Here is a 22,365-nt window from a genome sequence, read left to right as displayed (position 1 = left end):
GTGGGGTTACTTACCGGCCTTCTTGACCGCGTCGTCGATGAGCGGCAGGTAGCGCTTGATGCTGTACGGGACGGTGAGCGGGTTGATCATGGAGGAGGCGGTGACGAAGGAGTTGTCCGAACTCGCCACGACGGCGCCCTTCTTGATGGCGGGCATGGCACCGTACAGCGGCTGCTTCTCGATCTCGCTGCGGGTCTTGGCGTCGGAGTAGAAGGTGAAGAGCACATCGCTCTTGTTGAGCTTGTCGGCGTTCTCCAGGCCGATCAGCGACGAGTCGGTGCCCTCGGTCTCCTTGAAGGTGTTGACCACCGGGTCGACCTTGAGCCCCAGGGACTTCACCATCTCCACCCGCTGCTCGGTGGGCTTGAACACGCCCAACGTGCCGGGGCCGGAGGTGTAGATGTAGGAGAACGAGACGTTCTTGTAGTTCGGCCGGGTGGCCGCGGCGTCGGCGAGCTCCTTCTTGATGTCCTTGATGAGCCCGGTGCCCTTCGCCGGCTGGCCGAGGGCCTTGGCGATGATGTTGATCTGCTGGTCCCAGTCGGTGCTCCACGCCTTGTCCGGGTAGGCGACCGTCGGCGCGATGTCCTTCAGCAGGTCGTACTGCTTGGCCGTGACGCCCGACCAGGGCGCCAGGATCAGGTCCGGGGCGAGTTCGGTGATGGCCTCGATGTCGAGCTGGTCACCGCCCTTGAACTGCTTGGGCAGCGGGTCGCCGGCCTTCTTCACCGCGTCCTTGATCCAGGGCAGGTAGCCGGACTTGTCGCTGCCCCAGGGGTACTCCTCCACGCCGACCGGCGTGTGGCCGAGGGCGATGGCGGTCTCGGCCGACCCCTGGCCGAGGGTGACGATCCGCTTGGGCTCCTTGTCGATCTTGGCCGTGCCCAGCGCGCTCTTGATGGACACCGGGAAGGCGCCGTGCGAGCCGTCGGAAGCGGCGGCGTCGCTCTTGTCCCCGCCGCCGCAGGCGCTGACGAGCAACAGCAACGAGGCCGCTGCCGAGGCGGCGAAGAGGCGGCGCGATGCGCGGCGCGTAGCGGTGGCCATGCCAAGTCCTTTGCTTCGAGGCAGCACGAAGCGGAGCCCGCGTGCCTGTGATGACGATCGGTCCGGACGGAGAGAGAAGGAACCCCACCCCCAAGACGGCTTAGGTAAGCCTAACCTCTCATCCGTTCGGCCTCGACCATCGCCCCCCACTTCTCCCGACCGCCGCCGGCCGAAGGAGCGTCAGCGGCGCCGACCTGCCTCACTTCTCGTCATGGAGTGGGGTGAGGTGGGGTGGGGTGGCGCGTCCGGCGCCGGGAGGTTCCCGGTGGGCGGCGGCCGCGCTGCGACCGCTCTCCAAGTGCTTCGTGACCAGTTCTTCGACGCGTGCGACGTCCCGGTCGGCGAGCGCCGCGTAGAGCGCCTCGTGCTCCTTCGCCATGGCCATCAGGTCGTCATGCTGCGCCAGGAGCCAGCGCATCCGGCTCCGCAGGGTGCGTTCGAGCTCGTTCAGCAGCTCGTTGTCGGCCAGCGAGATCACCGTCTCGTGGAAGTCGGCCGCCGCGCGCCGGGCCGCCACGGCGTCCCCCCGGCGCGCGGCGGTCAGCTCCGCGTCGAGGTCCGCGCGCAGTCGCGCCAGGCCGGCACGGGTGCGGCGTTGGGCGGCGAGCCGGAAGGCCAGCGTCTCCAGGGCGGAGCGCACCTCGTCGAGGTCGGCGAGGTCGGTGGGCGTGAACTCCCGCACCACGGCCCAGGTCCGCGGGCGCGGCGTCACCAGCCCCTCGGTGACCAGCGCCTTCAGGGCGTCCCGGATCGGCAGGCGGCTCACTCCCAGCTCCGCGGCGAGTTCGCGTTCGACCAGCCTGCTGCCCGGTGTGCGGGCACCGTCGATGATCTCGTCGCGCAGCTGTCGGGTGACCCGCTCCGACTCGGGCGCGAACCCTCCAGACCCTGTCATGACCCCATTCTCGCATCGGTCGGTGTGGCGCCGGGCACCCCGTCACCGCTCCCGGGGAGGCCACTGCGCGCCTGGTCAGGAAGGCCGTGGCCGGGCCGGCGGGCGGGCGAGGGCGGCCGTGACGACGGCCGCGAGCAGGAGGGTGCCGAGGGGATAGCGGACGGCGAGGGTGAAGCCGTGCAGCGTCGCCGCCCGCGCGCCGCCGTGGAAGGCCGCGGCCGTGCTCGCGGCGACCGTGTTGAACACGGCCGACCCGATGGAACCCCCGACTTGCTGGGCGGAGTTGACGACGGCGGAGGCGATCCCGGAGTCCTGCGCGGGCACCCCGGAGGTGGCGGCGTTCATGATGGCCAGGAAGCTGCCGCCCAGGCCGACGGCGAAGGTGGCGAGCGCGGGCAGGACGCGGGTCGCGTACCCGGAGTCCGGCCCCAGGAGGGTGAGCTGGAAGAGTCCGCCGGCCGCGATGCACAGCCCGGCCGTCATCATCACACGCGGCCCGAAGCGGGGCAGCAGCCGGGTGCCGAGCTGGGTGGCGGTCGCCGTCGTCACGATGCTGATCGGCAGGAACCCGAGGCCGGCGGCGACGGCGGACCAACCCAGCACGGTCTGCAGGTAGTACGTGAGGAACAGCGAGACCGACAGTTGGGCCATCATCAGCGCGCCCCCGGCCAGCAGCGCCGCGACCCGACCGCGGTCGCGGACCAGTCGCGGCGGCAGCAGCGGCACCGCGGCACGGGTCTGCCGCACCGCGAACGCCGCGAGCAGTGCGGCGCCGCCGAGCAACGCGCCCAGCACCAACGGGGCCGTCCAGCCGTCCGCCTCGGCCCGGCTGCAGCCGTAGACCAGGACCGTCACCCCGCCGCAGCCCAGGACGGCCCCGCTGACGTCGATGCGGCCGTGGACCCGCGGCGAGCGGTCGCGCGGCATCCACGCCGCACCGAGCAGCGCCAGGAGCGCGATCGGCACGTTGACCCACAGGCACCAGCGCCATCCGAACCCCTGGGTGAGCAGCCCGCCCAGGACGACGCCCAGCGACGCCCCGGCGCCGCCCAGCGCGCCGAAGACGGCGATCGCCCGGCGGCGCTCCGCGGGATCGGGGAAGCCCGTGGCGACCAGGGCCAGGGCCGACGCGGCCAGCAGCGCGGCGAACGCGCCCTGCACGGCGCGCGCGGCGAACAGCGCCTGGGCGGTGGGCGCCACGCCCGCGCCGGCGGAGGCAGCCGCGAAACCGACCAGTCCGGCGACGAACACCCGGGTGCGGCCGGCGTGGTCGGCGATCCGCCCGGCGAGCAGCAGCAGTCCGCCGAAGGCGACGGTGTAGGAGGTCACCACCCACGGGCGGTCGCCGTCGGCCATCCGCAGCTCCGTCTGGAGCGACGGCATCGCCACGCTGACGATGGTGCTGTCCAGCAGGATCATCAACTGCGCCAGCCCGAGCACGCCCAGCGCCCACCACCGTCGTGGATGCGCGGGCGGCGGCTGCACGGGGGCGGTGGTCGGTATCGGGTGGGCGTTCATGGCCTTACCTGGTGCGGAGTTGACGGGTCCGGGCACCCGCGCCGGGCACCGGCCGGTGCCGGGCGGGTGGCCACGGGGCGGGGCTGGCGGTGACGGGAGCGGATCACCGCGCGAGCGGCAGGCCGGCGCGCACCACGCGCACCGGCCGGGCGAGCACGGACACGTCGGCGAGCGGGTCCCCGGAGACCACCAGCACGTCGCCCGCGAAGCCCGGTGCCAGGCGGCCCGCCGTCCGCTCCAGGCCGAGCAGTCGGGCCGCCTGGGTGGTCGCCGTGCGGATCGCGTCCAGCGCCGACAGCCCCGCCGCGTGCATCAACTCCACTTCCCGGCCGATGGGTTCGACCGAGCCGCCGGACGAGTCCGTGCCCGCCGCCAGCGGAACGCCGAGCTCGTGCGCGGCCCGCACGGCCTCCTTGAGCACCGGCAGGTACGCCCGGCCGCGCTCGGCGAGCACCGGGTCGGACGCTTCGGCGAGCCCGGCGATCGCGGTCAGGGTCGGAGTGAAGTACGTGCCCCGGCGCCGCATGGTGTGCAGGGTCCGCTCGGCGACGAACACCCCGTGCTCCAGGGACCGGATCCCGGCCCGCACCGCGTCGTCACAACCGTGCTCGCTGTAGCTGTGGCACAGCACCCCCCGGCCGCCGCGCCGGGCCGCCGCCACCACCTCGGAGAGCTGCTCGTACGAGTAGACCTGCGCCAACGGGTCCTGCTCCGGCAGGCCGGCCCGCTCGTTCACCCGGGTCTTGATGACGTCGGCGCCGCGGGCGAGGTTCACCTGGACGACCCGGCGCAGCGCCTCGGCCGAGCGGACGCCCTCCTTCAGTCGGGCGAGTGGGGTGAGGTCCGGGTCGGCGAGCACCGTGTCCCCGAGATCGGGGGTGACGAAGACGCCCGCGGCGCGCAGCCGGGGGGCTCGTTCCGGTGCCTGGCGGGCCAACTCCCGTACGGCGATGTCCTGGTAGAAGTTGGTGGAGCCGCTGCGGGCGCTGGTGGTGCCCTTGCGGACCGCGTCCAGGGCCTCGGTGGCGGTGTTGAGGTGGATGTGCGCGTCGATCAGGCCGGGCAGCACCCACCGGCCGTGGGCGTCGAGGCGGGGGGCGCCGGCCGGGACGGCGGTCCGGGCCCGGGCGCCGGCGGCGCGCACCACGCCGTCGCGGATCACGACGACGGCGTCCTCCGTGACCTCGCCGGTGGCCGGGTCCAGCAGGGTGCCGCCCTCGACGACCAGGTCGCCGGTGCGGGGCGCGCCCGGCGCCGGGGCGTCGGTGGCTCCTCGTGCCGGCGCCGCGGCGGCCCCCGGAGCCGTCGTCAGGGCGGCGGTTCCGGCCAGGGCGGCGGCTCCGGCGAGGACACCGCGACGCGTGACCCGGCTGGGCGGGGGCGGGACGGACTCGACGCACATGGCGGTCTCCTCAAGGCTCTGCGTTCACCGATCGGCCAATTGGTATACCAAATTGAAGACGGCGGACAAGAGCCATGAGCAGTTCCAGAAGGATGGATGAGACGATCGAGGCCGCTTCGACCTCCGCATTTCGGATTTTGGTATCCCAATAGGGAGACCCATCCGCGGACGCCCGCCCGAGCTCCCCCGCGCCCGGCACCCGCAGGAGCCTGCGCGCGAGAGTCAGGCCGGGCGCGGTACGTACGCCAGGCCGTGGGCACCGGGCGCGGCGCGCTTGGCGAGGTCCAAACGGGCCAGCCGCTCCAACGTCTCCAGGTCGATGACGTCGACCGTGGACGAGACGACGCAGGACACGTAGGCCAGCCGCCCGTCGGGCGAGGAGGTGAGGGTCAGCGGGCAGAGCCCGACTTCGACCTCGCCCAACGGCTTCCGGGTGTCGGCGGAGAACACCGTCAGGCGCCCCGGCGCCTGCCGGCCGAGCTGCGACCCGGGGTCGGGCGTCATCCGCACCTCGCCGGCGAGCAGCTTGCCCGTCGAGGTCAGGTGCACCGGCAGGACGACGTCCTCGGTGGGCAGGACGTCGACGACGGACGCCGTCCGGGCCTCGACGACCCGGATGCCGGTGGCCGGTCGCTCCTCGGCGGCGGTGAAGAAGGAGCCGGCGTAGGGGGAGGCGACGAAGACGTGCGCACCGTCGCCGGAGACGGCCAGTCCCTCACTGCCCGGCACCTCGACCTTCGCGGTGAGGACTCCGCGTTCGAGGTCGACGACCGAGACGAACGGCGCCTCCTTGTTGGTGGCGTAGCCCGTCCGGCCGGCGGGGTCGATGGCGAACCAGTGCGGGCCGGGCGCGTCCGTGTCGATCCGGCCCAGCGGCCGGCGGGTACCGGTGTCGATGACCACGACGCCACCGGGCAGGTCCGCCGAGCCTTCCACGCTGACGTAGAGGCGACCGCGCGCGGCGTCCAACGCCAGTCCGTGCGGGCCGTGTTCCGGCGCGAGGTCGACGACCTCGACGATGCGGCGGCTGTCCGGGTCGAGGACGGTCAGTTCGGTGCGGCGGCCGCCGTTCGCGTGGTAGTAGCCCTCCTGGTACGTCGTGGTGCACCACAGCAGGCGCTGGGTGGGGTCGAAGCACACCTCGTGCGGTTCGGCGGGGACCTCCGTCGTTCCGAGGTGCCGGTCCGAGGCGGCGTCGAAGAACGAGACCGTCGGCCCGCTCTGGCTGACCACCGCCAGCACATCGCCTTCTCGACCGGAACGGGGTGACTGCGGCACGGCGAACTCCTTCAACGAGTGCAGCGCGAAGCTGAAAGACAGGGAGCCGACGAAGAGGCACCCGCGGGGGCCTCCGCGCGACTTCGTGGACAGCTCCACTCTCCGTCCGCGACGCTCGCGGGAGCAATGCAAAGATAGGCAGCTAGTCCTTTCCTCAGCCGTAAAAATGCAGCTCAGGATGTTGCCGAAGGAGGGCACGGCGATGGATCTCAATCTGCTGCGGGCGCTGGACGTGCTGCTCCAGGAGAACAGCGTGACCCGGGCCGCGGAACGGCTCGGCACCTCGCCCGCGGCCGCCAGTCGGACCTTGGCCAGGCTGCGCCGCACCGTGGGCGATCCGTTGCTGGTCCGTGCGGGCCAACGGCTGGTCCCGACGCCACGGGCCCTGGAACTGCGGGAGGAGGTCGGCGCGTTGCTGCGCCGCTGCGACGACGTGCTGCGCCCCGGCGCCGGATTCGATGCCGTGCACCTCCGGCGCAGCTTCACCGTGCAGGCGGCCGACCTGCTGCTGGTGGGACTGGCCGGCGCCCTGACCGAACGCATCCACGCGGAGGCCCCGCACGTGGACGTGGTGTTCGTGCCGGAGGCGGTGGAGGGCGGCCCCGCCCTGCGGCAGGGCTGGGTGGACGTCGAACTGGGCGTCCTGGGCCACCTGGACCCGGAGATCCGGACCCGGCAGCTCACCCGCACCACCATGGTCGGCGTCGCGCGCCGCGACCATCCGCTCTTCGACGGCCGGATCGATGCCCGACGGTTCGCCGCGACCGACCACATCGGCATCTCCCGGCTCGGCAAACGCCTCGGCCCCATCGACAGTGCCCTGGCGGAGCTCGGACTGCGCCGCCGGACCGCGGTCGTCGTCCCCAGTCACACCAGTGCGATGCTGCTCGCCCGGGACACCGACCTCGTCGCGCTCTGCCTGGCCGACTGGCTCCCCGAGACCGTCTCCGCACTGGGCCTGCGCACCTTCCCCCTCCCCCTCGACCTACCGCCCCTCGACCTCGCAATGGCCTGGCATCCCCGCAACGCGAACGACCCGGGGCACCGTTGGTTCCGTGACCGCCTTGCGGCCGCGGTCCTGGACCCCTCCGACGCTCCACGAGGGGGCACGACGCGGCACTGAGGTCGCCAGTCTTCAGCGGCACGTCGTTGAAGGGCGCGCGGATCACGGGGGAACCGCGGGGCGTCGACATGGCCGACGTCGGCCGGTTCGCCCCCTCGGCGACGACGCGCACCACGCGGTGAGGGGCCGGCGCTCCGCGCCCTCACGCGGGACTCGGCAGCCGTCCGCCGCGTTGGCTCACGGCGCACCCAGGTACGCGTCGAGTGCCGCCGCGCCCGCCAGCATCGCCAGGCCCCGGGCCGTCAGTCGGTCGCGCCACTCCCGCAGCGCGGCCTGCAACGGCTCCGGTCCGCCCGCCGTCCTGACCTGTTCCAGCACCCGGGCGATCTGCGCCAACCCGTAGCCTCCGCGGCGCAGTTGGTGGGCGAGCAGCACGTCACGCACGTCGGCGGGGGCGTAGACGCGGTAGCCGGTGCGGGGGTCGCGCCGGGGTACGACGAGCCCGGCGCGCTCCCACTTGCGCAATGTCGCCGGCCGCAGGCCCAGCCGGTCCGCCAGCGGCCCGATGAACGTCGCGCCGGGCGCCGGCTCGGGCGTCGGGGCCAGGTCGCGCAGCGCGTCCGCCACCTCCTCCAGCGTGCGTCGGTCGCCGGCCAGTTGCGCATGGCTCCGGTCGATCAGCCGCAGCACGTCCTCGACCGCGCCGTCGTTCGCGGCCCGCATGATCGTCCCGGCGGTCGCGTGGCCGTGTGCCGGGATCAGTGCCAGGAACGTCCGCAGGGCCGCCGCGTGGCGCGGGGTGTAGACGCGGTAGCCGCTCGGCGCGCGTTCGGCCGGCGGCAGGATGCCCGCCTCCTCGTAGTTGCGGACCGCCTGGGTGGACAGGCCGTGCTCGCGCGCGAGATCGATGGGACGCAAACGCATGGTGAAGGTTCGTCCTCGGGAAGGTCGGGAAAGTGCCCTGCTCAGCGGCAGGTTGCTGACGAAAATGCAGGAAAGTTTACACCGAAGGTTCAACGATACGGTTGAAGGCATGACGGCCACGATCCGGGACGCCGCCCTGCCCTTCACCGGCGGCGCCCTCACCGCGCTCCTGTCCCCCGCCACCCGCCTGCTCGGCCTCGGCGAGCCCACCCACGGCGTCGAAGCCTTCCCCGAACTCCGCAACGAGCTCTTCCGTCACCTCGTCGAACACGAGGGGTACCGCTCGATCGCCGTCGAGAGCGACTGCCTGGCGGCGCTGACCGTCGACGCGTACGTCGGCGACGGCACCGGGACCCTGGACGAGGCGTTGGAGCGCGGCTTCAGCCACGACTTCGGCGCCCACCACGCCAACCGCGAGCTGCTGCGCTGGATGCGTGCCTGGAACGCCAGGCATCCCGCGTCCGAACGGCTCCGCTTCTACGGCTGCGACGGCCCTTTGGAGAACACCGGTGCCGCCAGCCCCCGTGCGGCCCTGACCTCGCTGCACGACTACCTCGCCGCCCACCTCGACCCGGAGTGCGACCTGGCCCGCCTCGACCGGCTCCTCGGCCTCGACGAGCGGTGGACCCGTCCGGGCGCCATGATGGACCCGGGCCAGTCCGTCGGCCGCAGCGCCGAGGCCAGGGAACTGCGCCTGGTCGCGGACGACTTGTGCGCGCTGCTGGCCTGGCACGCCCCGCGCCTGACGGCCGCCACCTCCCCCGACGCCTTCTGGCACGCCGAACTGCACGCCCGCACCGCCACCGGACTGCTGCGCTACCACGCGGGGATGGCGAACACCGCGCCCGCCCGTATCGACACGCTGCTGTCGGTGCGCGACGCGATGATGGCCGACAACCTCGACGCCGTCGTCCGCCGCGAGGCCCGCCGCGGCCCCACGCTCGTCTTCGCCCACAACCGCCATCTGCAACGGGACGAGAGCCGGGTGCGGTTCGCCGGCAGGTCGGTGCGGTGGTGGAGCGCCGGCGCCCTCGTCGGCACCCGCCTCGGCGAGCACTACGCCTTCGTCGCGAGCACGTTCGGCAGCCGCGGCGCCGACGTCCCGCACCCCGACACCTTGGAAGGCGTGCTGTCGTCGCTCCCCGAGGCGCGCACCGTCATCGATCCCGGCCGCCTCGCCGCCTGCCTGGACCGGGAACTGACGCCCCGCGTCCCCGCCGACCACACCTACTTCGCCCTCGATCCGACCACCACCGACCGGACCGAAGCCATCGTGTTCGTCAGGGACGTCCCGGCCACTACCTGACGGGGCGTCTGGAGTACGTCGGGGAGGCGCTGTTGGAATGCCAACCGTGGTGGACGGTGCGCGGGGCGACGGTCGACTGTGGGATGGATCACAGGAGGCGATGCGGGGTCGGGCAATGGGGGCGGAGTCGGACAGATGGGTTCGACGGCCCCCGTCCCGGGTCGACCGGACCCACACTCCGGCGCACCGTTTGCCGGTTTCGCTCCTCGGGTTCCCAATCCTCCCTCGGAGAAAGGTTGTACGGGCGGGGAGGGAACTCCCCACGCCAACACAAAGGTGATTGACGAGTGAAGGAATCGTGAAAACATCCTGAGATCCGGAGACCGCGGCGCGCCCCCGAGGCGCGCCGTCGGGCTACCGGTTCCCGTCTCGATTCCCACCACGGAGACCCACGTGGCAATACTTTCCGGCCGCAAGCGCGGACGCGTCCTGTCCCGTCTCGCCACCGCGGCCCTCGCCGTCGCACTGGCCGGCACCGCTGCCGGCACCTCCTTCGCGGCGGACAACCCCGGCTCGGCCGCCCGGAACGCCCGCAAGGCCGCGCCCCAGTCACCGGCCAAGGCGCCGAAGGCGATCACCGGCGTCGCCGGCTACGACGGCCCCACCGCCGCCAGCCCGATCTTCCCGCTCTTCGGCGTGGAGTCCTCCGGCGCCACCTACTCCTACTACCTCGACGGCGCGGGCGCGTTCATGCCCCGCGAGAAGCTCGACGACTACGGCGCGGTCCGCGCCAACCAGCAGCTGCTCGACAACGACCAGGACGGCTACGCGGACGCCGACTGGCTCTGGACGCCCCAGGGTGAGCTGTACTTCAGCGGTGGCGACGTTCCCGACGGCGGCTTCATCGGCGGCGGTTGGAACATCTACGACAAGGTGCTCTCCCCCGGCAACCTCGGCGGCGCCAAGGAGTACGACATCCTCGCCCGCGACCGCAACGGCGTGCTCTACCTCTACCTCGGCTACCCCGACGGAAAGGTCACCGCACGCACCAAGGTCGGCGCCGGCTGGCAGATCTACGACCTGATCACCGGCAAGGGCGACCTCACCGGCGACGGCAAGCCCGACCTCATCGCCCGCGAGAAGGCCACCGGCGACCTCTACCTCTACAAGGGCACCGGCAACCCCAGCGCCCCCTTCAGCGCCCGCACCAAGATCGGCACCGGCTGGGGCGGCTACAACGCCCTCGTCTCCACCGGCGACATCAACCTCGACGGCAAGACCGACTTCGTCGCCCGCGACACCAGCGGCCGCCTCTACGCCTACTACGGCACCGGCAACGCCACCAACCCCTACCAGCCACGCGTCCAGATCGGCACCGGCTGGAACATCTACACCAAGCTGTTCTCCTGACCGACCGGCACACCCGGCGCAGGGCGAAGCGGGGCCGCACCTCTCGGCGAGGTGCGGCCCCGTCCGCTGCCCGGTCGCCACCGACTCAGAACGTCTTGAGGTCCGCGAGGCCGCGCACCGGAGTCCCGATCGCCCGGGCCCGGGCCCGCTCGCACACCGCGACGGCGGCGGCGAGGTCCTGGGTGGCGGCGCCGATCGACTTGAACACGGTGACGTCGTCGGCCCGCCGGCGGCCCGGAACTTCCGCGGCCAGCAGTTGGGTCAGGGTGGGCACGGCCGTGGCGGCAGCGTCGTCGCGCTCGCGCCAGGCGAGGACGTCGCCGGATTCCGCGGCGACCGTGTCGGCGGGGGCGTCGAAGACGACGGCGTCCGCCCGGGCGAAGGTGGCGACGTCGATCTCCCGGCGGGAGGGCGTGGTCGAGCCGATCGACACGACGTGCTGCCCGGGCTCGATCCACTCGCCGTGCAGGGCGACCGGGCCACCGGCACCGGTGTTGGTGGCCGCGACCACCACGTCCGCGCCGGTGACCGCGGCCCGTGGGGTGTCGACCGGCACCACGTCGAGGCCGAGGGCGGCGGCCATCCGCGCGGCGAAGTCCGCGCGTCGGGCCGGCCGCGGGCTGAACACCTTGACCCGGGCGACCGGGCGCACGGCGGCCACCGCCGCCAGATTGGTCTCCGCTTCGAGACCGGCCCCCAGGACGCCGACGGTCTCGGCGTCCTCACGGGCCAGGTGCCTGGTCGCCACGCCCGAGGTGGCCCCGGTCCGGGCGGCCGTCAGGTAGGCGGCGTCGAGCACGCCGGTGACCGCGCCGGTCTTGAGGTCGCAGAGGACCACGAGGTAGCGGACGCCCCGCTCGAACGAGCCGTGCAGCATCTTGAGCCCGAGCACCCCGGCGCGGCCCATGATGGCCGGCATCACCCGGAGGAAGGTGCCCTCGACCGCCGCATAGGACCGCGGCGGCAACGCCAGTTGAGGCCCGGGGGCGTCGCGGAGCGCGGCCTCGACGGCGTCGACGACCGCTGCCATGTCGCAGGACCGCCGCACGTCGTCATCGCTCAGCAAAAGGGTCGGACCGTCCGGATGTGCGTCGCCGTCCGCGGACGGGACCTGGTGCAGTTCCATGCTTCTCCTCACGGGACGAAGGGGACGGTGCGGCGTCGTCAGCGGCGCTGCGGGCGGGCTCGGCCCGGCCGGGAGCGTCCGCGACGGGCGCCGGGTCCGCGGGATTCCGCACCACCTCGCTTCCAACAGTTGTGGAGAAGCGGTGACTTGAGCGTCCGTCGTCGATCCGCACTCGGGCGGCTCCGGTGGCGGGGCGGGTGGTGCCTTGGACCCGGCGCGAGCGTAACACGGGTTTGTGACCGCTGGTCACTAATATGGGGCAGGCCGGTGCGGGCCCGCACCGCGGTCCGCCCGGGACAGGGGTCTCGTTACAGTCCTGACCATGGATGACGCCGCGACCACGCGAAATCGCCCGGGACGCCCCGCCCGGCTCAGCCGCGAGCGGATCGTCGATGCCGCGCTCTCGACCGGGAACCTCGACGCGCTGACCATGCGGGAGCTCGCCGCCCACCTGACGGTGTCCCACTCGGCGCTCTACCGCTGGGTCAAGAACCGCGAGGAACTGTTCGACCTCATCAGCGAGGTCATGATCGAGCGCATCCTGCCCGCCGACGGCCCGCCCCGGCGCCGCTGGCGCCCATGGCTCGGCGACGTGGCACGGGCCATGCACGACCACTTCCTCGCCGTGCCCGGCTACGCCACCCGCATCTCCCGACCGCACCGCCACACCGCCGCTTCCTTCGACCGGTTGCGGACGGAGGTCGTCACCGCCTTCACCAACGCCGGGGTCCGCCCCGACCTGGCCGAGCAGAGCTGGTACGTCTTCATCACCTCGGTCGTCAGCTGGCTCGCCGCCCAGGAGAATCCGCTCGACCTCGGCCACGCCGCCCCGCGCTTCGAACTCTTCCTCGACGTCCTGCTGCGCGGCCTGCCCGCACGGGAACCGGACGCGGGGCGATGACCGGCACCCCGGGCCGTCCCGTCCCGCAATTCCCCGGTCGCCTTTCGCGCTTCGCGTGATTGCGCACTTCACATGATATCGATGTGCTATCGGAAGAGGATTTTCCGGGGAACGTCGAGTGGTCGGGGATTCCCGCTCCGGGAGTAATTCCCGAACCCCAATTCCCACTTGTCGCGTCGTAACGCATATGCCAGCGTGAGTGACACTCCGCCGCCTGGAGATCACGGCAACCAAGCCGTATGGCCTGGACGGTCAACCCTAACGGATGCACGCATTCACGCCACTTCCGCGTCGGGTGTTTCGCGTTCCGGCCAGCCATGTCGAGGATTCCCTTTTCCCGCATGGAAATCCGGCGGCACATTTCGGGAAAGGGTGGGAACGACAGTGGAACGTCGAAGAGGCAACAGAAGAGCCCTGCCGGACCGCTCGGTCGCCTCGGCAGGCACCCGATGAACCCCGGTCGAGGGCGGCCGACGCGTCTGGTCCGGGTGGGCCGGCGCAGGATCTCCCGACTCCTGCCGGACCGGGCCGATCTCGCAGCGCTGCGCCGGGCCCCGCGCAAGGACGTCTTCGCCGGACTGACCGTCGCGGTGGCGGCCCTGCCGCTGTCCATCGGGTTCGGGGTGGCGTCCGGACTGGGCGCCCGGGCGGGGCTGGTCACCGCCGTGGTCGCCGGCTGCCTGGCCGCCGTGTTCGGTGGCGCCCGCCTCCAGATCACCGGGCCGAGCGGCGTGATGGCCGTGGTGCTCGCACCGATCGCCGAGGCGCACGGAACGCCCGGAGTGCTGACCACCGGGCTGCTCACCGGACTGCTGCTCCTCGGGCTCTCGCTGGGGCGGGCCAGCCGGTACATGCGGTGCGTGCCCACGCCGGTCGTGAAGGGCTTCATCCTCGGTGCGGCCGTCGTGATCATCGCGCAGCAGGTGCCGCCGGCGCTGGGGCGGCACGTTCCGCACGGCGAGGCCGTCGCGGCCAGCGCGCTCGGCGCCCTGCGCGCCTTCTGCTCCGATCCGAACTGGCCGGCGCTGGGCATCACGGTGGGCACGTTGCTGGTCTGCCTGTGCGGGGCCCGGCTCCGACCGGCCGTCCCGTTCCCGCTGTTGGCCGTCTCCGTGGCCACCGTCGTCGCCGAGGTCGCCCGGCTCCCGCTGGCCCGGATCGGGCACCTGCCGACCAGCCTGCCGGTGCCCTCCCCGGGCTTCCTGGTTCCCGGGGAGGTCCTCGCGCTGTTGCCCACGGCGGTCACGGTCACGGTCCTGGTGGCGTTGGAGTCGCTGATGACCGCGGCCGCGGCGGACGCGCTGAGCGGCCGGGAACGCCACGACGGCCAACGGGTCCTGTTCGGCCAGGGCCTGGCCAACCTGGCCGTCCCGTTCTTCGGCGGGGTGGCCGCCACCGGCACGGTCTGCCGCACCGCCATCAACGTCCGCTCCGGGGCGGTCTCCCAACTGGCGGCGCTGACGAACGCCGCCGTGGTGGCGCTCGTCGTCCTCGTCGCCGCTCCCCTGGTGTCCGCGGTGCCGCTGGCGGCGCTGGCCGGCGTCCTGATCGCCACGGCGACCCGCATGATCGACGTCGCCGCGCTGCGCGCCCTCGGCCGGGTCGGGCGCGGGCAGGCCGCGATCGCCGCGCTCACCGGGGCGCTCACCCTGACCGTCGACCTCGTCACGGCGGTGCTCACCGGAACCGCCCTGGCGGTGGTCCTGGCGCTGCGCACGGTGGCCGCGACCGCCCGCGTCGATCAGGTGTGGGTGCCGGCCCAAAGGGCCCCGCACACCGGGACCGGGCCGGCGCCGGCCGCACCGGACGCCCAGATCGCGGTGCACCGCTTCGCCGGCCCGCTGCTGTTCACCACTGCCGACCGGGTGCTGCGGCCGGTGTTCCCGGCGCAGGGCCGGGCGGTGGTCCTCGACCTCGAACGGGTCACCGGTCTGGACACCACAGCCATCCTGACGCTGGCGGACGTCATCGACCACCACCTCCGGCGGGGCGCCGTGGTCCACCTGTCCGGGGTCTCGGATCCGCATCGCGCGCACCTCGACGCCCTGGGCGTACTGGCCAAACTGCCGCCGGGCGCGCTCTGCACGACCGTCGCCGAGGCCGTCGCCCACGCCCAGGCGCAGCTGCACCCGGTCATGCCCGCCGCCCAGGAAGGGCCCTCCTCGCACCCGCAGGTCTGAGGAGCCCGGGGCCGGTGGGAACGCGCGGCGTCCGTCGGGACGTCACTCGCCGGGGGCGAGGGCGCGCGCGACGATCCGCGCCGCGTCCGCGATGAGCGCGTTGTCCACGGGTGCGTCCTTGGCGTCCTTCGACGTCAGCACGGCCAGCACGATCGGCGTCTGCCTGGTCGTCCAGGCGACGCCGACGTCATTGGCGGAGGCGTAGTCACCGGTGCCCGTCTTGTCGCCGACGACCCAGTCGTGCGGCAGGCCGGCGCGGAAGCGTTCCCCGCTGGTGGTGTTGCCCTTCAGCCAGGTCACGAGGTGCTCGCGAGCGGCGGGGTCGAGGGCCCGGCCCACCGTCAGGCGCCCGTAGCTCGTGCCGAGCGCCTCCGGGGTGGTGGTGTCGCGCAGGTCGCCGGGTACGGCGTCGTTGAGTTCGGTCTCCCAGCGGTCGAGCCGGCTCTCCCGGTCGCCGATCGAACGGAAGAACCGGGTGAGGCCGGCGGGGCCGCCGATCTGGCGCAGCAGGAGGTTGGCCGCGGTGTTGTCGCTGTACTGGATGGCGGCGGCGCACAGGTCGCCCACCGCCATGCCGGTGTCCACGTGCTCCGCGGTCCTCGGGGAGTTCGCGAGGAGGTCGGCCGGCGGGTAGTGGATCACCTTGTCCAGCGGTGCGCACCGCGCGTGGTCGCGGAGGACCGCGGCGGCCGCGACCGTCTTGAAGGTCGAGCACATCGCGAACCGCTCGCGTGCCCGGTGGGCGACGACCTGGCCGGTGCGGGCGTTGCGGGCGTAGACGCCCAGGCGGGCCGCGTAGCGTCGTTCGAGTTCCCGCAACTCGCTCTCGGTGCTGCGCAGTTGGCGGGACGTGGCAGCCGAGGCGACGGACGGCGCGGCGGTGGCGGCGAGCACGGCGGTGGAGGCGGCGAGGCCGGCCTTGAGCAGGCCGCGTCGGGGCAGCGGGGTGGCACGGGTCATGTGCGGAGGTCTCCCGGTTCGTCGTGGTGCGGTCCGCGGAGCCCCGTTCGCGCGGGGGCTCCGGTGACGCACAGCGAAGCAGCAGAGCTCCACCCATGTCCAAGAGTGAACTTTGAATGCGTCATAACTTATTGGTATGACTGCGGGGTGGACCTCCTCGCACACCTGGAGGCGTACGTCGCGGCCGTCGACGAGGCGAGCTTCTCGCGCGCCGCCGAACGCCTCGGCATCGCCCAACCGCTCCTCAGCCGGCGCATCAAGACGCTGGAAGCGCACTTCGAGGGCCAGCTGTTCGACCGTTCGCGGCGTCAGGTCGCGACCACCGAACTGGGCGTCCTCCTGCTGCCGTACGCCCGCGACGTGCTGGACCGGGCCCAGCGGCTGCGGCACGTGGCCCGGTCGGCCCGGCGGTCGGCGGTGCGCGCGGTCGGCGTGCCGGCGGACTGCGGTCCGGCCGCGCTGGCACGGGTGATCCGCGCGGGCGCCGAGCACGGCACGACGTTCGCCGTGCGAGAGCTCCCGCCGGACGAGCGCGAGGCGGGCCTGGCCGATGCGTCGTTGGCGTACGCACTGGTGCGGGTGCCGCCGGAGAACGCCGGGCTGCGGGTACCGCTCGGTCTGGCGTCCGCGCCCGCGGAGGCACCCGGCGGCGGGCGGCCGGAGTCCACGACGGGCCGGCCGCGGGCGCGCCGCCGGGCGGTGCACCTGGAAGACCTGCGGCCGCGGCGCGGAAGCGGTGCCCGGCCCGGCCGCCCGGCCGCCACGCCGGTCCTCACCACGGTGGAGGACCACGCCCCGTACGCCCAGGACCGGCTGCGCCGGGCCGTCGCGCGGGCGGGGCTGCCGGAGAGCACGGTCCGGCCGGCCGGACCGATGGCGACCGCGCTCGCCGAGACCCTGGCCGGACAGCTGACGCTGCTGTGCACCGAGCCGTTCGCCCGCCGGCACGGGGCGAGTTGGGCACCGCTGGGCGACGCCGCGCTGCACCGGGGGTACGAGCTGCGCGCCGCGCGCCGGGACCCGGAGGCGGCACGGGTGCCGCACTGGTTGGCCGCGTTGTTGGCGGCCGCGGTCGGCGCCGAGCCGGCCGCGCCGGCCGCCGGGTCAGCGGGCGAGGACGGGCCGGCCCGTTTGGCGGCCCGCGGATGAGCGCCGGCCCGACCCCCCGACCGGTCTGCGTCGCCGACGACGCGGAACTCTTCGACGTCGCCGAGACGATCGCCGCGGAGTGGGCGGCCGTCGGCGTCCGGGGCGCGTTCCTGGCCCGGCACGTGGACACCGGTGAGCAACTCGGCTTCGACGTCGACGCGTCGGTACCGCTCGCCTCGGTGGCCAAGGTCCCGCTGGCCCTCGTCGCGCTCGACCGGATCGCGACCGGGGAGCTCGACGCGGCACGGCCGGTGGTCGTCGATCCCGCCACGAGCAGCGTCGGGCCCACCGGCCTGGCGGCTTTCCGGCACCCGGCCACCGTCGCCGTCGGCGACCTGCTGCTGTCGATGCTGACGGTGAGCGACAACGCCGCCGCCGACGCGGTCTTCGACCTCGTGCCGGCAGCGGAGGTCGACGCCCGGCTGCGCGCGTGGGGCTGCACCGGCATCCGCGTGCGGCACCGGCTGAACCGCATGTACGAGTGTGCCGCCGGCGCCGCCGGCAACGACTTCTCGCTCGCGCTGGAGTTGGCGATCCGCGACGACCGCTCGGGGCAGCACAGCATCGAGACGCTGGACCCGGCGCACGCCAACGCCGGCACCGCCACCGGCCTGGTCGACCTGCTGCAACGCGTGTGGCGGGACGACGTGGCCCGTCCCGACGCCTGTGCGGAGCTGCGCCGCATCATGGGACGGCAACTCTTCCGCCACCGGCTGGCGAGCGAACTCCAGGCGGACACCCTGCGGGTGAGCGGCAAGACGGGCACCTTCCTGCACCTGCGGCACGAGATCGGGGTGGTGGAGTCCGAGGCCGGCGACCGGGTCGCGATGGCCGCCCTCACCCGGTCCGACCGCCGGGCCAACCTCGCCCCCGACATCGACCTCGCCATCGGCTCGGGCGCCCGGCGCGCCTTCGAGGCACTGCGGCGCTGACGCCCGGCCCGACGTGGGCGGCGGACGGCCGCCGCGCGCTGAGTAAGATCCCCGTGTTCAGGGGGAGGGCGGGTTCAGCATGCGGATGCTGGGAGTGGACGGCCCGACGCACGTGGGACCGTTCCGGACGGTCGGGGTGCTCGGGCAGGGCGGCATGGGGCAGGTACTGCTCGGCGTGGCGCCGGACGGGCGGCTGGTGGCCGTCAAGCGGGTGCACGCCGATCTCGCGGAGGACCCCGGCTTCCGGTCGCGGTTCCGGCGCGAGGTGGACGCGTCCCGGCGGGTCTCCGGCGCCTACACCGCGCCGGTCGTCGACGCCGACCCGGACGCGTCGACGCCGTGGCTGGCCTCGCTCTTCCTGCCGGGGCCCACGTTGGACGAGGCGTTGGAGGCGGGCGGACCGCTGCCCGAGGAGGCGGTGCGGCTGCTCGCCGCCGGCCTCGCCCAGGCACTGGACGACATCCACCGGGCCGGACTGGTGCACCGGGACCTGAAGCCGTCCAACGTGCTCCTGACGGAGGACGGCGTGCGGGTCGTCGACTTCGGGATAGCCCGGGCGGCCGACCACGAGACCAGGCTGACCCGCACCGGCGCGCTGATCGGCTCGCCGGCGTACATGTCGCCCGAGCAGGTCCGGGGCGAGCAACCGGGCCCGGCGAGCGACGTGTTCTCGCTCGGCGTCACGCTGGTCACGGCCAGTACGGGCCGCAGCCCGTTCGCCGGCGACTCGCCGCTCGCGCTGCTGCACGCCGTCGCCCACGACCTCCCCGACCTGGAGTCCGTCCCGGCGCGGCTGCGCCCGCTCGTCGAACCGTGCCTGGCGAAGGACCCGTCCGCGCGGCCGACCCCGGCCCAACTCCGGGCGCTGATCGGCCGGCTCGCGCCCGCCGCACGCCCCTGGCCGAAGACGGTCTACGAGCGGATCGCGGAGCGCCGGGACGGGGCGAGCCGGCTCACGGCCACCGCCGAACCGTTCTCCCCGGCCGCCGCGCCCGTCCCCGCCGACACCGTGCCCGCCCCGGCCCCGGCGGTGCGCCGCGGGTCCGTGCCGCGCCGGCGCCCCGGGTGCCTGGTCGGCGCGATCGTGGGAGCCGTGGCGCTCGCGACGGCGGTCGTCACCGTCCTCGCGCTGGGCCCGACCGACGTGTACCACTCGTTCTTCCCGGAGCCGGTGCCGACGCCCGGCTCGGTGCCGCTCGCCAAGGTGTCGGACAAGTACACCAAGACCGTCCCGACCTGCGCGCAGGCCGGCCGCAGCATGACGGCACCGGCCGGCTTCGGCCGCCCCTGGGGCAACGTGCCGGGCGTGTGGCAGCAGTCCGACGGCGACGGACACAGCCACCCGTCGACGAGTTGCGTGTGGACCACCCGCTCCGGCGACCAGATCGACTTCTCCTGGGACCTCTACCGCTCCCGCGCCGGCGGCCCCACCGGCGCCGAACAGTCCAAGAAACACTACGAGGGCATGTACATGGGCTCGAAGACCCCGCGGGACACCGGACTGGGCTTCGTGGAGGAGGGCATGTGGCTCGACGAATCCAGCGAGAACGACTGCGTGCTGTACGCCCGGGACGTCAACCTGTACCTCTTCGTCGCCGTCAAGGGCGTCCACTACCCGAAGGGCGCGTGTGAGGGGCTCGCCAAGGACATGGCCCGCCAGGGCGTCGCGGCGGTGAAGGCCCTGTGAGCACCACGGCGCCCCTGCCGGCGCAGGCCGGCCCCTACGTCCTGCTCACCGAACTCGGCCGGGGCGGCATGGGCCGCGTCCTGCTCGGGGTCGCACCCGACGGACGGCCGGCCGCGGTGAAACTGGTGCACGCCCGGCACGCCGCCGACGACGGCTTCCGGACCCGCTTCCGGCGGGAGGTGGCGGCGTCGCGGAAGGTGTCCGGCGCGTACACCGCGGCCGTCCTCGACGCCGACGCGGACGCCGAACTCCCCTGGCTCGCCTCGGTCTTCGTGGCCGGGCCGTCGCTGGGCGCGGCCGTGGAGGGCACCGGACCGCTGCCGGAGGACGCCCTGCGCCGACTGGCGGTGGGCCTGACGACGGCACTGGACGAGATCCACCGGGCCGGGCTCGTCCACCGCGATCTCAAGCCGGAGAACGTCCTGCTCGCCGAGGACGGCGCCCGAGTGATCGACTTCGGCATCGCGCGGGCCGCGGAGTCCGCCGACGCCACCGAACTCACCGGCACCGGCTGGGTGGTCGGCTCGCCCCCCTTCATGTCGCCCGAGCAGGCGCAGAGCCGGGAACTGACCGGGGCCAGCGACGTGTTCTCGCTCGGCACGGTGCTCGTGCTGGCGGCGACCGGCCGCAGCCCGTTCGCCGGCCCGTCCGCCCTCCAGACGCTCTACAACGTCGTCCACACCGAACCCGACCTGAGCGGCCTGCCCCAGGCGCTGCACCCGATCGTCACCCGCTGCCTGGCCAAGGAGCCGGCCGACCGGCCCGCACCGCCCGAACTCCTCGCCCTCCTGGGCCCGGTGGCCCCGACGGACCGACCGTGGCCGCCCGCCGTGCACCGCATGGTCGACGTGCAACGGGCCCGGATCGCGGGCCTGCTCGACGGCGACCCCGAGCGCACGGCACTGCTGGGGGACACCGGCCCCGTCGCCCCGCGCACGGCCGTCCTCACCGCACACGCCGCGCCGGTCGCGCCGCCGCGGCGCCGGCGCACCGCGGCGTGGGCGGCGGCGGCCGGCGTACTGGCGGCGGCTCTCGGCACCGGCGGCTACCTGCTGCTGCACGGCGGCGGTGCCGGCGCCACCCCGGACAGGTACGTGACGATGCCGGTGTGCTCGGAGGCCGCGGTGAAGCTTCCGCTGCGCACCGAGCGGCGCAAGGACAAGGACGTCTACCAGGAACAGGGGGACAGCGCGAAGACCGAGTGCTCCTGGTTCGACCGGGACCAGCCGCAGGCGGACGGCTGGAACTACTCCCCCAGCGCCGACGTGTCGTGGGAGCTGAGCCGCACGCGCCCCGACGGGAGCGGCACCGAGCGGCAGCGGCAGGACTTCGCCGACGGCGCGAAGTCCGGGTCCCCCCAGACCGGGCTCGGCTTCGGCGACGAGGCGTACTGGACGACCGGCGCCGCCCAACCCGGCTGCCAGCTCAACGTCCGCGACGGCAACCTCGTGGTGCGGGCCTACCTGGTCCGCGCCAGGCACCCCGCCTGCGAGGCGGAGGCCCGGGACCTCGCGAGGGCGGCGCTGGCGGCCATGCCGCCGCGGGCGTCCTGAGCCGCCCCGGCGGGCCGGCCGTGGGGCCCCGCGGCCGGCGCACGCCGCGGGATCAGTCCCAGAAGCCGGCGTGGACCTCGCGCGCCTCGGGGAGGTCGACGGGGCCGACGACCGCCAAGGGACGCTGTCCCGCCGCGAAGACGTCGCGGCAGGGCAGGGCCATGGTGGGGTTCTTCTCGTCGGCGCCGGTCATGGCCAGGAGCCCGTCCTCGCCGAGCGCGTAGACGACGCGGCCGACGTTGCCCCAGTAGATCGCGCCCGCGCACATCGCGCAGGGTTCGGTGCTGGTGTAGAGGGTGCAGGCGCGCAGGAAGTCGGCGTCGTACCGTGCGGTGGCCAGGCGGACGAGGTTGGTCTCGGCGTGGCCGGTGGCGTCGCGTTCGGTGGTGACGGTGTTCTCGGCCTCCAGCAGGATCGCTCCGTCGGGACCGGTGAGCAGCGCGCCGAACGGGTGGTTGCCGGCCGCGCGGGCACGGCGGGCCACGGCGACGGCGGTGTGCAGCAGCGCGACGTCGGCAGGGCTGGCGGTCGGGTCGGTGCGGTGCGGGGCGGCGGTCATGCCGGGAACTCCTCGGGGTCTGCGGGATGCGTCGGGCGACGGGCCGCCCGGCCGCGGGCCGGTCGGGCACCGCGTCTGCCGCGCTTCCCACCCTGGGTCCGCGGCAAACCCGTACCCCGGTTGTCCCATCTCACCTTCCGCGTTCCGGACGGCTCGCGGTGGTTCGCGGGCCCGCACCGTAGGCTGGCGGGTGCAGCTGGTTCGCCCCGTCCGCCAGGCGGGAGGCGTCGCAAGAGGGAACCCGGTGGGAATCCGGGACTGCCCCGCAGCGGTGAGTGGGAACGACCGCCGTCATACGCACTGGGCCCGACGTACGGGGCCCGGGAAGCGACGGCCATTAGGAGTCTCGTCCGACACGAGGCGCGCCCGCGAGTCCGAAGACCTGCCAACTGCCCGCGCGCGAACCACTCGTGCGCGGACATCCCGGTGACCGCGTGGGCGGGCTGGGGGTGCCCCCGGACGAAGTCTGGGGGAGTAGACACCAGGCGGACCAGGGCTCCCCGTGCGGGCGTCGGGCACCGCCGGGTTCGCCACC

Annotated in this window: 18 protein-coding genes and 1 riboswitch; of the genes, 9 read left to right on the top strand and 9 right to left on the bottom strand. The window is 73.7% G+C overall.

Going from position 1 to position 22,365, the window contains the following annotated elements; genetic code table 11:
* Positions 1-6 precede the first annotated feature (6 nt).
* From ACLJT4_RS16225 to ACLJT4_RS16205, 5 genes are all read right to left on the bottom strand, one after another.
* The gene (locus ACLJT4_RS16225; protein ID WP_411123025.1) at positions 7-1,047 is read right to left on the bottom strand and encodes an iron-siderophore ABC transporter substrate-binding protein; all 1,041 of its coding nucleotides are present in this window, start codon (positions 1,045-1,047) and stop codon (positions 7-9) included.
* Positions 1,048-1,246: 199 nt separating this feature from the next.
* Positions 1,247-1,942 carry a GntR family transcriptional regulator gene (locus ACLJT4_RS16220; RefSeq protein ID WP_411123024.1) on the bottom strand — a complete coding sequence of 232 codons (696 nt, stop codon included), beginning with the start codon at positions 1,940-1,942 and terminating at the stop codon, positions 1,247-1,249.
* 75 nt (positions 1,943-2,017) lie between these two features.
* Entirely contained in the window at positions 2,018-3,460 is a 1,443-nt protein-coding gene (locus ACLJT4_RS16215) for an MFS transporter (protein ID WP_411123023.1), read from the bottom strand.
* Between the two features lie 103 nt (positions 3,461-3,563).
* Positions 3,564-4,862, bottom strand: coding sequence for an amidohydrolase family protein (locus ACLJT4_RS16210; protein ID WP_411123022.1), 1,299 nt, complete (start codon positions 4,860-4,862; stop codon positions 3,564-3,566).
* Between the two features lie 222 nt (positions 4,863-5,084).
* Complete coding sequence (locus tag ACLJT4_RS16205) at positions 5,085-6,140, bottom strand: YncE family protein (RefSeq protein ID WP_411123021.1); 1,056 nt, start codon at positions 6,138-6,140, stop codon at positions 5,085-5,087.
* A 202-nt stretch (positions 6,141-6,342) separates the two neighbouring features.
* Here ACLJT4_RS16205 and ACLJT4_RS16200 point away from each other — a divergent pair, with 202 nt between their 5' ends.
* The gene (locus ACLJT4_RS16200) at positions 6,343-7,263 is read left to right on the top strand and encodes a LysR family transcriptional regulator (protein ID WP_411123020.1); all 921 of its coding nucleotides are present in this window, start codon (positions 6,343-6,345) and stop codon (positions 7,261-7,263) included.
* A gap of 177 nt (positions 7,264-7,440) precedes the next feature.
* Here ACLJT4_RS16200 and ACLJT4_RS16195 read toward each other — a convergent pair whose 3' ends face one another.
* Positions 7,441-8,127, bottom strand: a complete 687-nt coding sequence (locus tag ACLJT4_RS16195; protein ID WP_411123019.1) for a MerR family transcriptional regulator — start codon at positions 8,125-8,127, stop codon at positions 7,441-7,443.
* A gap of 109 nt (positions 8,128-8,236) precedes the next feature.
* On the opposite strand from ACLJT4_RS16195, the gene ACLJT4_RS16190 reads away from it, so the two are divergent.
* Both ACLJT4_RS16190 and ACLJT4_RS16185 read left to right on the top strand, forming a co-directional pair.
* Complete coding sequence (locus ACLJT4_RS16190) at positions 8,237-9,433, top strand: erythromycin esterase family protein (RefSeq protein WP_411123018.1); 1,197 nt, start codon at positions 8,237-8,239, stop codon at positions 9,431-9,433.
* A gap of 393 nt (positions 9,434-9,826) precedes the next feature.
* Positions 9,827-10,783 (top strand): FG-GAP repeat domain-containing protein, encoded by a 957-nt coding sequence (locus ACLJT4_RS16185; protein WP_411123017.1) that lies wholly within the window; start codon positions 9,827-9,829, stop codon positions 10,781-10,783.
* A gap of 85 nt (positions 10,784-10,868) precedes the next feature.
* On the opposite strand, the gene ACLJT4_RS16180 is transcribed toward ACLJT4_RS16185, so the two are convergent.
* Positions 10,869-11,909, bottom strand: a complete 1,041-nt coding sequence (locus ACLJT4_RS16180; RefSeq protein WP_411123016.1) for an ornithine cyclodeaminase family protein — start codon at positions 11,907-11,909, stop codon at positions 10,869-10,871.
* 322 nt (positions 11,910-12,231) lie between these two features.
* Here ACLJT4_RS16180 and ACLJT4_RS16175 point away from each other — a divergent pair, with 322 nt between their 5' ends.
* Both ACLJT4_RS16175 and ACLJT4_RS16170 read left to right on the top strand, forming a co-directional pair.
* The gene (locus ACLJT4_RS16175) at positions 12,232-12,810 is read left to right on the top strand and encodes a TetR/AcrR family transcriptional regulator (protein WP_411123015.1); all 579 of its coding nucleotides are present in this window, start codon (positions 12,232-12,234) and stop codon (positions 12,808-12,810) included.
* 449 nt (positions 12,811-13,259) lie between these two features.
* Positions 13,260-14,990: a SulP family inorganic anion transporter gene (locus ACLJT4_RS16170; protein WP_411123014.1), complete on the top strand. Its 1,731-nt coding sequence runs from the start codon at positions 13,260-13,262 to the stop codon at positions 14,988-14,990.
* Positions 14,991-15,032: 42 nt separating this feature from the next.
* On the opposite strand, the gene bla is transcribed toward ACLJT4_RS16170, so the two are convergent.
* Positions 15,033-15,950, bottom strand: coding sequence for a class A beta-lactamase (gene bla / locus ACLJT4_RS16165; protein ID WP_411123013.1), 918 nt, complete (start codon positions 15,948-15,950; stop codon positions 15,033-15,035).
* Positions 15,951-16,097: 147 nt separating this feature from the next.
* On the opposite strand from bla, the gene ACLJT4_RS16160 reads away from it, so the two are divergent.
* From ACLJT4_RS16160 to ACLJT4_RS16145, 4 genes are all read left to right on the top strand, one after another.
* The gene (locus tag ACLJT4_RS16160) at positions 16,098-17,099 is read left to right on the top strand and encodes a LysR family transcriptional regulator (RefSeq protein ID WP_411123012.1); all 1,002 of its coding nucleotides are present in this window, start codon (positions 16,098-16,100) and stop codon (positions 17,097-17,099) included.
* On the top strand, positions 17,096-18,031 hold the full coding sequence (locus tag ACLJT4_RS16155; protein WP_411123011.1) for a serine hydrolase: 936 nt from the start codon (positions 17,096-17,098) through the stop codon (positions 18,029-18,031). The genes ACLJT4_RS16160 and ACLJT4_RS16155 overlap by 4 nt, the downstream gene beginning before the upstream one ends.
* Positions 18,032-18,110: 79 nt before the next feature.
* Positions 18,111-19,718 (top strand): protein kinase domain-containing protein, encoded by a 1,608-nt coding sequence (locus ACLJT4_RS16150; protein WP_411123010.1) that lies wholly within the window; start codon positions 18,111-18,113, stop codon positions 19,716-19,718.
* Entirely contained in the window at positions 19,715-21,271 is a 1,557-nt protein-coding gene (locus tag ACLJT4_RS16145) for a serine/threonine-protein kinase (protein ID WP_411123009.1), read from the top strand. The genes ACLJT4_RS16150 and ACLJT4_RS16145 overlap by 4 nt, the downstream gene beginning before the upstream one ends.
* A 52-nt stretch (positions 21,272-21,323) precedes the next feature.
* On the opposite strand, the gene ACLJT4_RS16140 is transcribed toward ACLJT4_RS16145, so the two are convergent.
* The gene (locus ACLJT4_RS16140) at positions 21,324-21,830 is read right to left on the bottom strand and encodes a nucleoside deaminase (RefSeq protein ID WP_275466079.1); all 507 of its coding nucleotides are present in this window, start codon (positions 21,828-21,830) and stop codon (positions 21,324-21,326) included.
* 231 nt (positions 21,831-22,061) lie between these two features.
* A riboswitch (cobalamin riboswitch) is annotated at positions 22,062-22,214 on the top strand.
* The last annotated feature ends 151 nt before the right edge of the window (positions 22,215-22,365 follow it).

The sequence above is a fragment of the Streptomyces sp. x-19 genome, from assembly GCF_046549115.1.
Lineage (GTDB): Bacteria > Actinomycetota > Actinomycetes > Streptomycetales > Streptomycetaceae > Streptomyces > Streptomyces albulus_C.
The sequence above is the reverse complement of the archived record's forward strand: the minus strand, read 5'-3'. Positions and strand labels throughout refer to the sequence as shown.

Excerpts from the sequence above, each read along its gene's own strand:
- ACLJT4_RS16225 (WP_411123025.1), bottom strand. The coding sequence starts at position 1,047 with ATGGCCACCGCTACGCGCCGCGCATCGCGCCGCCTCTTCGCCGCCTCG.
- ACLJT4_RS16220 (WP_411123024.1), bottom strand. The coding sequence starts at position 1,942 with ATGACAGGGTCTGGAGGGTTCGCGCCCGAGTCGGAGCGGGTCACCCGA.
- ACLJT4_RS16215 (WP_411123023.1), bottom strand. The coding sequence starts at position 3,460 with ATGAACGCCCACCCGATACCGACCACCGCCCCCGTGCAGCCGCCGCCC.
- ACLJT4_RS16210 (WP_411123022.1), bottom strand. The coding sequence starts at position 4,862 with ATGTGCGTCGAGTCCGTCCCGCCCCCGCCCAGCCGGGTCACGCGTCGC.
- ACLJT4_RS16200 (WP_411123020.1), top strand. The coding sequence starts at position 6,343 with ATGGATCTCAATCTGCTGCGGGCGCTGGACGTGCTGCTCCAGGAGAAC.
- ACLJT4_RS16195 (WP_411123019.1), bottom strand. The coding sequence starts at position 8,127 with ATGCGTTTGCGTCCCATCGATCTCGCGCGCGAGCACGGCCTGTCCACC.
- ACLJT4_RS16190 (WP_411123018.1), top strand. The coding sequence starts at position 8,237 with ATGACGGCCACGATCCGGGACGCCGCCCTGCCCTTCACCGGCGGCGCC.
- ACLJT4_RS16180 (WP_411123016.1), bottom strand. The coding sequence starts at position 11,909 with ATGGAACTGCACCAGGTCCCGTCCGCGGACGGCGACGCACATCCGGAC.
- ACLJT4_RS16175 (WP_411123015.1), top strand. The coding sequence starts at position 12,232 with ATGGATGACGCCGCGACCACGCGAAATCGCCCGGGACGCCCCGCCCGG.
- ACLJT4_RS16170 (WP_411123014.1), top strand. The coding sequence starts at position 13,260 with ATGAACCCCGGTCGAGGGCGGCCGACGCGTCTGGTCCGGGTGGGCCGG.
- bla (WP_411123013.1), bottom strand. The coding sequence starts at position 15,950 with ATGACCCGTGCCACCCCGCTGCCCCGACGCGGCCTGCTCAAGGCCGGC.
- ACLJT4_RS16155 (WP_411123011.1), top strand. The coding sequence starts at position 17,096 with ATGAGCGCCGGCCCGACCCCCCGACCGGTCTGCGTCGCCGACGACGCG.
- ACLJT4_RS16150 (WP_411123010.1), top strand. The coding sequence starts at position 18,111 with ATGCGGATGCTGGGAGTGGACGGCCCGACGCACGTGGGACCGTTCCGG.
- ACLJT4_RS16140 (WP_275466079.1), bottom strand. The coding sequence starts at position 21,830 with ATGACCGCCGCCCCGCACCGCACCGACCCGACCGCCAGCCCTGCCGAC.